Source organism: Saccharothrix violaceirubra, from assembly GCF_014203755.1.
Classification (GTDB): Bacteria; Actinomycetota; Actinomycetes; order Mycobacteriales; family Pseudonocardiaceae; genus Actinosynnema; species Actinosynnema violaceirubrum.
Genome location: NZ_JACHJS010000001.1, coordinates 3,274,702 through 3,285,866, shown reverse-complemented (window position 1 = coordinate 3,285,866; position 11,165 = coordinate 3,274,702). Strand labels below are relative to the sequence as shown.

Here is an 11,165-nt window from a genome sequence, read left to right as displayed (position 1 = left end):
GGCACTGGGCCACTACGGTCATCCAGCACGTGTTTCCGCCCGACACCGGATACCGTTGGGACCGTCGTCGCAGTACCGGTCAACGCGGAGCCGTGAGCGCATGTCATCCCAGGACGTCACCCGGACCAAGCCACTGCGCGCCGATGCCCGGCGCAACCGGTCCAAGGTGCTCCAGACAGCGCGGGAGGCATTCGCGATAGAGGGCGCGGCGGTGTCGATCGACGAGATCGCCCGGCGGGCGGGCGTCGGCGCGGGCACGGTCCACCGGCACTTCCCCACCAAGGAATCGCTGCTGGAGACCGTGCTGGAGGAACGGATCGCGGAGATCGTGGACGAGGCGCGCGTGCTCGTCGACGAACCCGACCCGGCCGAGGCGTTCTTCGGGGTGCTGCGGCTGTTGTTGCGCCACGGCACGCGAGACCGTGCCTTGTCGGACGCGTTGGCCGCGCGTGGCGACAACTGCCAGGCGGCCACGTTCGTGGTCACCGGCGCACGGCGTGACCTCCAGATCGTGCTCACCGGCCTGCTGCACCGGGCACAGGCGGCGGGCAGCGTGCGCGCGGACCTGTCGCTGATGGAGTTGCACGCGCTGCTGTCCGGCCTGCACCTGTCGATGCGCACCGCCGACGAGGCGCTGGTGGGCCGGTTGCTGGAGATCGTCACCGACGGTCTGCGCGGTCGGCGTGCCGGCGCCGGTCAAGATCGCGATCCGGCCCGGATCGGCACCCCGCCCGGCTAGGATTCCGCCGGTGAAGCGGACGACTCGCATGATCGCCCCGGCACTGGTCGGGATCGCGGCACTGCTGGGCGGGTGTGCCGCCGAGACCGGCGCACCGGCACCCACCACCACGACTTCACCGGCACCACCGGGACTGGTCGGCGCCCTCTCCCGCGTCAAAGCCACCCACGAGGGCGCCGCCTACGTCGAGTACGGCGACCTCGCGGCACTGCGCGGGTACGACGTCGACCGGTTCAAGACCGTGGCCCACGTCGGACTGTCCGACCTCGCCCCGCGCGGCGCGAAGATCGCCGACGTCACCGGGTTCGACCCGACCGCGGCCGACACGGTGCTGCGCGTCGGACAGCCGCCGAAATGGGCGGGCGTGCTGCGGATGAAGGTCCCCGTCGACGCGGTCAACGGCAAGTTCGAGGGCCTCGGCGCGCAACGCGAGGACGGTGGCGGCGGCACCACGTGGACCACCGCGAAGGACAACGCCGTCGACCTCGCCGGGCCGTTCGGCTCGCTCGGGGTCATGGCCGCGTTCAACCAGGTCCGGGTGACGCCCGACGGCCTGTTCCACGCGCCCAGCGCCGAGACGCTGGGCTGGTTCACCGCTCCCGGCGACCTGACTCTCGACCGGCACCCGGCGGTCGGACCGCTGGCGCGGTGCCTCGGTGACGTGGTGGTCGCCGTGATCGCCAACCCGCTCGGCCGCCTGCCGGTCGCGGCCGGTGTGCGCGTGGTCGACGGCGTGGCGACCGACGTCCTGTGCGGCGGTGCCGCCGGCGTCGACCGGGTGCGGGACAACGTGGCCGCGGTCGCCGCCCGGCCCGGCGCACCGGCCGGGATCGCCGACGCCGCGGTCGAGGCCGACCGGGACGACCTGGTGCGCGTGGTCGTGCCCACCGGGGACGGACCCGTGGGCCGGACCGTCCGCATGATCACGACCGGGGACGCGGCGAGCCTGTTCGGCTGACCGCAGCATTGCGGATTTCCACCCCGGATCGCTATCCAGCGCGGTCGGTGGCCGCGTAGTGTCGCACGGTCGTCGCCAGATCCGAGGAGGGTCGATGAGTCACCGCGACGCGGCGCCGGGTGACCCGTTCGCGGTCGCGTTGCGCGAGGCCATCCGCCGACGAGGACTCGGCCTCGACCGCATCCAGCAACGGCTCCAGGCACGCGGCACCACGATCAGCGTCGCCGCGCTCAGCTACTGGCAGTCCGGACGCCGACGGCCGGAACGCGCCGCGTCCATGGTCGCGTTGCGGCACCTGGAAGAGGTGCTCGACGTGGCGCCCGGTTCGCTGACCGAACTGCTCGGCGCGCCACGGCCGCGCGGCCGGTCCCGGCGCGGCGCCACGACCCGGCCGCTGGCCGAGCTGTGGCACGAGTCCGACCGGATCGAGGCGCTGCTGTCGCGGGTGCACGTCGACTGCGACGACGAACTGACCCGCGTGACGCTGCACGTGATCGTGGAACTGGCGGCCGACCGGGGCGTGCGGGCCGTGCGCACACGGCAGGTGTTGCGCGCCGAAGTGGACGGTCCCGACCGATGGATCTCCATCCACGACCTGACCGAACCGGGGTGGCCGATACCGCGCGTCCTGCCGGTCAGCGGGTGCTCGGTCGGCCGGATCGAGGCCGACGAGGAGACCGGCATGATCGCCGCCGAACTGGTCTTCGAACGGCCGTTGAGCCGGGGCGAGACCGTGGTCGTCGAGCACGCGTCCGTGCTGGACGGTCCGCCGTACCCGCGCGGGAACGACTCGTACGGGCGGGTGTTCCGCTCGCCGATCCGCGACTACGTGATCGAGATCCGCTTCGACCCGCGCGCGCTGCCCGTCGCGTGCCACCGCTTCACCACCACCCCCGACGACCCCGACGGCGGCGACCGGCGGCGGCTGCCCGTCAACGCCGAGGGGGCCGCGCACGCCGTGGCGCTGAACTTCGGGCCGGGCACGTTCTCCGTCGCCTGGGAGTGGCCGGACTGACGTCGAGTTGCCCAACGGTCGCTGCCGAACGGGCGGTGCCGCGTGCGTCTGGATCGGAAAAGTCGCTTTGTCGGATTTCGCTCACCCTCCCCGGGTATGTACCCACGAGCCCAGTGGGTGAGGGGGTGCGCGGTGGAACGGGAACTGGATTTCGACGACGCCATCGTCCGCGGTCTGCGCGGGTACGTGCGGTTGGTCGCCTCGGCGCTGGGGGTGAGCGGCGAGTGCTTCTGCATCGAGGACGAGCACCCGGCGTCCGCCTACCTGGCGTTGGACGGCGAGTCGGCGTTGCTGTGGAACGAGCACACCGGGTGGTCCGCGGTGCGGGAGCCGGTGGAGGGTCAGGTCGTGGAGCACGCCCGGTTGGACGGGGAGCTGCTGCCGTCGCCGGAGGCGGTGGCCGCGTGGTTGTCGTCGTTGCCCGCGAACCCCATGCGGGTGGCCGCGCCGGTCCGCACGCCCGCGGGACTCTCCCCTGCCGACCTCTACGCCTACGCGTACGCCGGGCACCTTGTGCCCGAACCTCGCCGTCCTTCGGACTGAGTGCGCCCTGCTCCGCGAACACGCGAGTTATACGTTCAGACACCGCGAGTTGTGCGTTCAGGCACTGCGAAATGTGCACTCGCGTACCTCTACCTCGCGAGTCCTCCGCTCGGACACCCTGAACTACGCGCTCAGGCCCTCGATCGGGTGGGTTCGGGCCACGGTCGTGCGCTCGGACGGACGGGGTGGCGTAACGGCGGTACAACTCGCGGGTGCTCTGGGTGGTCGCGGTGTTCGTGGGGCTGGTGGTGAGGCGGCACGTCCTGGTCTCGACCGTGGTGATCGGCGGTGTCCTGGCCTTCACGGCCCTGGTCGGTGCGGCTGCCGTGCACCCCGTGCGGGCGGTCCTGGTCGTGGCCCTCGGTCTGGGTGCGGCGGCCGGATTGGTGTTGCTGTCGAAGGAGGCGCGGCGGCCGGTCGTGCGCGAGGTGGTTCGGGGTGGGGGCGAATCCGCGCGGCAGGCCGGTGCGCGGGACGACGTGGTCGCCACGGCGCTGGCGTTGTCGGTGTTCGCGTCGAGCGTGGCGCTCGCGTCGATGACCGCCGTGGTGGCGCTGTGGGACAGCGTCTCCGGAAATCCGGCGCGGGGCACGCTCATCACAGCCGGGGTCCTGGCGGTTCTGGCCGGCGCCTGGTGGACGGCGGATCGGCGGCGGCGGGACGTCGCCGCCGGGGTCGGGTTCGTGGCCGTGGCGGGCACCGGACTCGTCGCTCTGGTCGCGGGCGGGGTCGTGGTGTTCGACCGGGTCGGTCGGGGGTTGGCGTTCGTCGGGGCGGCCGTGGCCGCCCATCCGTGGCGGGCGGCGGCCGTGGTGCTCGCGCTGGTCGCGATGGCCGCGACGGTGGGCAGTGTGGTCCTGCCGCGGCGGGACGAGTTGGGTGGGCGGCTGCGGATCATGGCGGTGTTCGCCGCCGGCGGTGTCTCGGTGATCGCGGTGGGCGGGATGGCCGTGTGGCTGTTCACGACCACCGCCGGCCTCTGGGTGCTCGGGGGTGTCACGGCCGCGACGGTCGGCGTGGGGTGTGTCCTGGCCGTACGCCGCGGACTGCTCGACGCCCGGCGGGTGTCCGTGGTCGCGGGCGTCCTGGCGTTGATCGCCCTCGCGTGGTTCGCGGTGGCCCGACTGGTCGGTCGCTAGGCCACGTCGTCGCCCTTGGCGGCCGTCACGACGGTGCGTCGCGTTCCCCGCCTCTTCGGCCGGGAAGATCGCGATCGAGGCTTTACATGCAGCCGCTGGGTTGCCTATCCTCGGACAGGCAACCCAGCGGCTGCCCGAAGGCGATGAGATGGACGAGGTGTTCCGCGCACTGGCCGATCCGAGCCGACGCGCGTTGCTGGACCGGCTCAACGCGCGCAGCGGCCTGACCCTGCGCCAACTGTGCGACGGCCTGGACATGACCCGGCAGTCGGTGAGCAAGCACCTCGCGGTGCTGGCGGCGGCGAACCTGGTCACGACCCGGTGGCGCGGCCGGGAGAAGCTGCACCACCTGAACGCCGAGCCGATCAACGCCATCGCGGACCGCTGGATCGGGCGGTACGACCGGGCGCGGGTACACGCGCTCGCCGATCTGAAACTGGCATTGGAGCAGGAACCGATGGGCGCGAACCGATTCGTCTACACGACCTACATCACCACGACGCCGGAACGCCTCTGGCAGGCGTTGACCGACCCGGCGTTCACCGGGCGGTACTGGGGCGCCACCTTCACCACGGACTGGACGCCGGGCGCGTCCATGACCTGGCACGAGAACGGCGTCGCGATCAAGGACCCCGAACAGGTCGTCCTGGAGTCCGACCCCTTCCACCGGCTGTCGTACACCTGGCACGCGCTGACCGACGAGTGGACGGCCTCGCACGGGTTCGACCCGGACGTCGTCGCGCGCATGTCCGCCGAACCGCGCTCGAAGGTGACCTTCGAGTTGGAGGAACTGGGCGCGCGGGTCAAACTGACCGTCGTGCACGACGGGTTCGAGCCGGGCAGCGAGATCCTGGCGGGGATCTCCGAGGGCTGGCCCATGATCGTCTCCGCGCTCAAGACGCTGCTGGAGACCGGCGATCTCGGAGCGTGAGTGCACCGACGTCCTGTGACGTAGGAATTCAGTACCACTCGTTGAGGTGATGAACACGCATCACTTCTCTGACAGAGCGCCTTTTTACACCCAGACTGCACCTACTTAGCACCCACTCTTCACTCTCTCGGGTGGCTATAGGCACTCCGGATTCTACTCTGAGTCTGTATTGGACTGTCCTCTGTGGATCATCGTTCGTGTGAATTGGTCATGAACGGCAGACTGATCCGTATTCAGGGGGTAACAGCTGCCGCCGAGTGCCACCCGTATTCGACGGACCAGGTACACCCACCTGGGTGTACCTGCGATCGACGGGCGACCCCCTGCCACACCGCCCGAGAGAGGGAAGTCCATGAGTGCGGTCCCTGCATCCCGCCGCTCCCGCCGCCGTTTCGCCTTCGTGGCGGTCCTCAGCGGCCTGGCCGGCAGCGTCCTGTTGGCGCTGTCCCTGACCGGCACGCTCGCGGCGTTCACCGCGGCGATCACCAACTCCACCGACACCGTCTCGACCGGATCGCTGATCATGCGCGAGACCGACGGCAGCAACACCTGCACCAGCAACAGCTCCTCGACGAACTCGGCGACCTGCGCCACGATCAACAAGTACACCGGCTCAGTCCTGGCCCCCGGCGGGTCGGCGACCAAGACCGTCACGCTGGCCAACGACGGCACCGGCACGCCGGCGACGTTCACCCTGACCCCGGGCACGTGCTCGCAGTCCGGCTCGGTCAGCGGCATCACGCCCGCCAACGACTTCTGCACGCAGGTCACGCTGAAGGTCTACGTCGGGGCGACGGCCACCGGCTCCCCGATCTACAACGGCACCCTGGCCGCGTTCACCACGCCGCTGTCGCTCACGCCCCTGGCCGCCTCGGCGACCCAGCCGTACACGTTCCAGGTGTCGCTGCCGTCCTCGCTGGGCAACTCCTACCAGGGTCTGACCGCGTCGCAGGCCCTGACCTGGACCTTCAGCTCCTGACGGGCATCGGGTGGGTACTCGGCGACGGAGCGGGGCGCATCGGCGCGGCGGACACCGCCGCGCCGACGTCCCGCGCGTGCTGCGCATCGCGCTCCTCGCCGTGGTCCTGCTCTGCCTGGCCGTCGCCCTCGGCTGGCGGCTGACCGGCGGCCGGTGGCTGTCGGTCGACTCGGGCTCGATGGGCGAGACCGCGCCGGTCGGCACGCTCGTGCTGACCAGGCCGACGACGGTCGCCGAGGTCGCGGTCGGCGACGTCGTCTCGTTCTACCCGACGGCCGCGAGCAAGATCGCCTACACCCACCGGGTCGTGGAGATCCGCGACGGCAAGCTGATCACGCGCGGTGACATCAACGGCGCCGACGACCCGTGGCGCACCGGGGACGAGAACCTGGTCGGCCTGGTGGTCGCGCGCTGGTGGGGCGTGGCCTGGCTGGTCAAATCCCTGCCGTTCCTGCTGGTCGGCGGGTTCACGGTGTGGTTGCTGACCCGCTGGACGGGCCGCTGGCGCACGCCACTGCGGCTCATCCTCTACCCGCTCGTGGTGTGCGTGGCGATCGTCGTGCTGCGCCCCCTGGTCGGGGTCATCCTGCTCGGCACGTTCACCGAGGGCGACGTGACCCGCGCGCAGCTCGTGTCGTCGGGCGTGCTGCCGGTCCGCGCGACCACCCCGGACGGCGTGTTCACGGACCTGCGCGCCGGGCAGGTGGGCGAGCTGACCGCGTCGGCGTCGAAGTACGGCGACGGCGGCAACGTGCCCATCGAGGTGAACCCGCACATGCCGTGGACCTGGTGGACGTTGTGCCTGGTGCTGTGTGCGATACCGCTGCTGGTGTCGTTCTTCGTCCGGCCGAGGGCGGTGCGATGAGGAAGCTCGTGCTCGTGGTGGCGGTCGTCGTCGCGGCGATCGCGTACCTCGGCGTGGAACCGACCAGCGGCGCGTTCAACGCCAAGGTGACCAACTCCAACAACACGGTGACGTCTCTGGCGCACACGTGCACCGCGGTCGCGCTGGCCGACAACCCGACCCGGTTCTACGAACTCAACGAGACCACCGGCACGGTCGCCTACGACGGGTCGCCGACCGCCGCGAACGGCACCTACCAGGGCGGCCGGCAGGTCCAGGACGCCGTGGAGTACCCGTGCCTGCGGGAGACCCAGCCGTACGCCGTGCTCGACAACACGCACTACGTCTCGACCACGGGCACGATCACGCTCAGCGCGTCGACGTCGTCGAGCCACGAGGCGTGGTTCCGCACGCACGACGACCTCGGCGGCGTGATCAGCGGGATCGGCGACCTGGCGACGGGCGCGTCGACCAAGAAGGACAACATGATCCTTCTGACGTCGAACGGCACCATCGCGTTCGTGACCAACAACCCCAGCCCGTACGAGATCGTCACGCCGTTCGCGTACAACGACGGCGCCTGGCACCACGTGGTCGGCGTGCACGACGCCACGTACGGCATCCGGTTGTACCTCGACGGGCAGTTGATCGTGCAACTCGCCGGCGCCCACCCGCAGAGCATGACCGGATATATGCGGATCGGGTACGACAACACCTCGGGTTACGCCAACGGTTTCGGCTCGAACCAGACCACGGCGCACTTCCGGGGCAACCTGGCGTTCATGGCCTACTACCCGTACGCGCTGTCGGCCGCCCGGATCTCGGCGCACTACGCGGCCGGCGGTCAGTGACCGGTCCCGCTGGTCCGCCCGGGTGACCGACGGGCTCGCGAACGGCCGGAGGTGGGAGCATGCGTCGACGGGACGGGACGAAGTCGGTGCGACGCGGGGAATCGCCGGGTCCGGTGCGATCGGCCGCGCAGCGGATCGGACTGGGATGGCCGGGAGAAGATCTCCACGACGCTGGTCGATAGTCGGTTTCCTGGGTGTCGTGGCCTCGATCGGGGGCGTGCTGTGGCTGCTCTTCTCCGCGAGCGACCGGAGCGTCGTCGGCACGGTCATCCAGGCGGTCTCGGCGGTGCTGGTCCCCGGGTCGGCGTTGGGGGTGTGGATGCTGCGACGGCGTGTGCCGCGCACTCCCGATCTCGACGCGGCCGGGGACGGGTTGGCCGTCGCCGTACGGGCCCGGTGGGAACGCACCGCCACTGAACTCCGGCTGATCTACCCGACCCGCATTTCGGTGCGCTGGTCGTGGTCGGACAGGACGGCGGGAGGCTCGCGGATCGATGCCGTCGGGTCACCCGTCACGCCGTCGCGGGTCGCCGTGCTCCCGGGTGCGCGGCCCGTCGGCCCGCTCCAGGTCGAGGACGGCGACCTCGGCGGCCTGTTCGACGTGTTCGCCGGCCTCGACTCCGGCCGGATCCTGCTGATCGGCGCGGCGGGCGCGGGCAAGACCAGTGCGGCGATCCTGCTGCTGCTGGAGGTGCTCCGACACCGCGACGGCACGGCCGACCGGCACCGGGTGCCGATTCCCGTGCTGCTGGGACTCGCGGACTGGAACGCGGCCCGACACCGGCTGGTCGACTGGGCAGCGGCCCGCCTGGAACTGGAGTACCCGTTCCTGGTCGCCTCCGAGTACGGCCGCGGCACCGCCCGGAGACTGATCGAGAGCGGCCGGGTGGTGTTGTTCCTGGACGGCCTCGACGACCTGCCGGAACGCCTGCGCCCGGTCGCCGTGCGGGCGCTGGACCTACAGGCCACCGGACGCGTCGTGCTGCTCAGTCGAAGCGCGGAGTTGGTCCAGGCCGTGGCCGAAGGCGGCCACGTCGCCGGTGCGGCGGTCCTCGAACTGCTGCCGGTGACCGGGGACCGGGCCGCCGCCTACCTGGAACTGTGCCGCGTCGATCCGCCACCGCCAGGCTGGCGCAGGCTCGTCGACCACGTGCGGCGCCACGACGACGCGGTCACCCGGGCACTGGACACGCCGCTGATGCTCAGCCTGGTGCGGGACGCCTACCGGCCGGGCGACGACATGGCCGACCTGTTCCCGACCGGCGGGTTCGCGGATCGCACGGAGGTGGAACACCACCTGCTCGAACGCTTTCTCGCCGTGGCGTACGCCCCCTCCCCCGGACAGCCCGCGCCCCGGTACGGACTCGACCAGGCGACCAGGTGGCTCGGGTGCGTCGCGGCGCAGATGAACGAGGACAACAGCCCGGAACTCTCGTGGTGGACCGTCCACCGATGGCGCCCGAGGTGGATACGCGTCGTCGCCACCGGGTTGAGCGTGACGTTCGTGCTGGGCATCGTGCTCGGCGCGATCGTCGCCGGTCGTACCGATGCCGCCCTGCTGAGCTACGCCACGGTGTTCGCCCTGGTGCTGGGGGCGGTCTACGCGCGAGGGGTCGGGCAGCCGCGCCAGTGGTCCAGGCCGCTGCGACCGGAGCTGTTCTCCCGGGAGAACTTCAAGGCGGCCTCCCTGTTCTCCGTGACGACCTTCCTGATGCTCTCGATGACGTTGTCCGTCTGGCTCGGCCGCGATTACGGGATCATGGCCGGTCTGCTGTGCGGGCTCGCCGTCGGCCTGACGAGCTTCCTGTTCTACTCGATCGCCCGGCCGTCGGTCGACCAGTTCAGTCCGATACCGCCGGCGACGTGCTGGTACCGGGAGATCAGGTACCGGATCGCGTTCGGCTTGGCCGTCGGCGTCCTGGGCGGGGCGATGATGACACTCGCCGAACTCATCACGTCCGACGAAGGCGTGGACGACGTCACGGCGAGCCTGCTGGGCCAGCTCGCCGGGACGGTGCCCTACGGCCTCGTCTTCGGCGTGGTGTCCTCGAAGACCTGGGTGGCATTCCTCGTGTTCTGCCAGCTCCGGGTCGAGGGCGCGGGCCCGCTGCGGATGATCGATTTCCTGGAGGACGCCTGCGCACGGGGCGTGCTGCGGACGGTCGGCCCCTTCTACCAGTTCCGCCACGCGCGCCTCCAGGACCTGCTGGCGGCGTCATGGCACGAGCGCGGAGACCGGTAGCCGCGGCCCGGGTCAGACGCTCTCGGTGCGGTAGCGGCCGGGCGGTACGCCGACCACACGCCGGAACGCCGTGCTGAACGCGTACTCGCTGCCGTAGCCGACGGACGCCGCCACCCGGCCGATCGTCCACTCCGGACGGTCCACGAGGTGCTCCCGGGCCACGTCCATGCGCCACGCGGTCAGGTAGGCCACCGGTGTGTCGCCCACCAGGTCGCGGAACCGCACGGCGAACGCCGCGCGGCCCATCCCCGCCACCTCGGCCAGACCCGCGACCGTCCACGCCCGACCCGGCTCGCGGTGCACGGCGTCGAGCGCCCGGCCGATCCGCTCGTCGGTCAGCGCGGCACGCCACGTGCCGGTCTCGGCCGGGCGTTCCAGTTCGGCCCGGATCCCGCGCAGCAGCACCAGTTCCACGAGCCGCGCCGCGAGGACCGACGCGCCCGCGCGGCGTTCGCGGATCTCGTGCCGCAACTCGGCGAGCAGGTGGTCCAGGTGCGGTTCGCGCAGGTGCACGACCGTCGGCAAGGCGCGCAGCAACGCCGACCGCGTGGCGCCGCGCAGGGTCAGTTCCGCGCAGAGCACGACCGTGCGCGGCCCGTCGCCGCCGAACACCCGCCGCACCGACAGCGCGTCGACCGAGGGCGCGTCGTGAACCGCCGTCACCGCCGCGCCGGGCCGGTGGCGCAGGGCGTGCCCGGTCCCGGGCGGCACCACGACGAGGTCCCCGGCGCGCACGTGCGCGTGGTGGTCGCCCGCGTCGAGCCAGAGTTCGCCGTCGAGCACGTGGTGCAGGGCCACGACGTCGCGCGGCCCGACCCGCGCACCCCACGGCGCCCGCAGCTCGACCCGTGCGAACCTGCCCGCTTCGACCCGGACGCCGGCCAGCAGGGTCTCGAACACCGGACGCTCGCGCATGAACCCCGG

At 71.5% G+C, this 11,165-nt stretch carries 11 protein-coding genes; 10 read left to right on the top strand and 1 reads right to left on the bottom strand.

The genetic code is table 11. The features are described from left to right. Positions 1-100: 100 nt before the first annotated feature. The 10 genes from F4559_RS15625 to F4559_RS15580 all read left to right on the top strand — a co-directional run bounded on the left by F4559_RS15625 (position 101) and on the right by F4559_RS15580 (position 10,241). Positions 101-739 carry a TetR/AcrR family transcriptional regulator gene (locus F4559_RS15625; RefSeq protein WP_184669482.1) on the top strand — a complete coding sequence of 213 codons (639 nt, stop codon included), beginning with the start codon at positions 101-103 and terminating at the stop codon, positions 737-739. A 10-nt stretch (positions 740-749) separates the two neighbouring features. Then, a complete protein-coding gene (locus F4559_RS15620) occupies positions 750-1,697 on the top strand; it encodes a hypothetical protein (RefSeq protein ID WP_184669481.1) in 948 nt (315 codons plus the stop codon). A gap of 94 nt (positions 1,698-1,791) precedes the next feature. Further along, positions 1,792-2,712: a helix-turn-helix domain-containing protein gene (locus tag F4559_RS15615; protein ID WP_184669480.1), complete on the top strand. Its 921-nt coding sequence runs from the start codon at positions 1,792-1,794 to the stop codon at positions 2,710-2,712. Between the two features lie 132 nt (positions 2,713-2,844). After that, a complete protein-coding gene (locus tag F4559_RS15610; protein ID WP_184669479.1) occupies positions 2,845-3,255 on the top strand; it encodes a DUF6292 family protein in 411 nt (136 codons plus the stop codon). Positions 3,256-3,467: 212 nt separating this feature from the next. After that, positions 3,468-4,394, top strand: coding sequence for a hypothetical protein (locus F4559_RS15605; RefSeq protein WP_184669478.1), 927 nt, complete (start codon positions 3,468-3,470; stop codon positions 4,392-4,394). A 148-nt stretch (positions 4,395-4,542) separates the two neighbouring features. Beyond that, entirely contained in the window at positions 4,543-5,325 is a 783-nt protein-coding gene (locus F4559_RS15600; RefSeq protein ID WP_184669477.1) for an ArsR/SmtB family transcription factor, read from the top strand. Positions 5,326-5,677: 352 nt separating this feature from the next. After that, on the top strand, positions 5,678-6,304 hold the full coding sequence (locus tag F4559_RS15595) for a hypothetical protein (protein WP_184669476.1): 627 nt from the start codon (positions 5,678-5,680) through the stop codon (positions 6,302-6,304). A 76-nt stretch (positions 6,305-6,380) separates the two neighbouring features. Further along, positions 6,381-7,169: a signal peptidase I gene (locus F4559_RS15590; protein WP_184669474.1), complete on the top strand. Its 789-nt coding sequence runs from the start codon at positions 6,381-6,383 to the stop codon at positions 7,167-7,169. Further along, a complete protein-coding gene (locus F4559_RS15585) occupies positions 7,166-7,999 on the top strand; it encodes a LamG-like jellyroll fold domain-containing protein (protein ID WP_184669473.1) in 834 nt (277 codons plus the stop codon). The genes F4559_RS15590 and F4559_RS15585 overlap by 4 nt, the downstream gene beginning before the upstream one ends. Positions 8,000-8,198: 199 nt before the next feature. Continuing rightward, on the top strand, positions 8,199-10,241 hold the full coding sequence (locus F4559_RS15580; protein ID WP_184669472.1) for an NACHT domain-containing protein: 2,043 nt from the start codon (positions 8,199-8,201) through the stop codon (positions 10,239-10,241). 12 nt (positions 10,242-10,253) lie between these two features. On the opposite strand, the gene F4559_RS15575 is transcribed toward F4559_RS15580, so the two are convergent. After that, positions 10,254-11,156 (bottom strand): AraC family transcriptional regulator, encoded by a 903-nt coding sequence (locus F4559_RS15575; protein ID WP_184669471.1) that lies wholly within the window; start codon positions 11,154-11,156, stop codon positions 10,254-10,256. Positions 11,157-11,165: the final 9 nt, after the last annotated feature.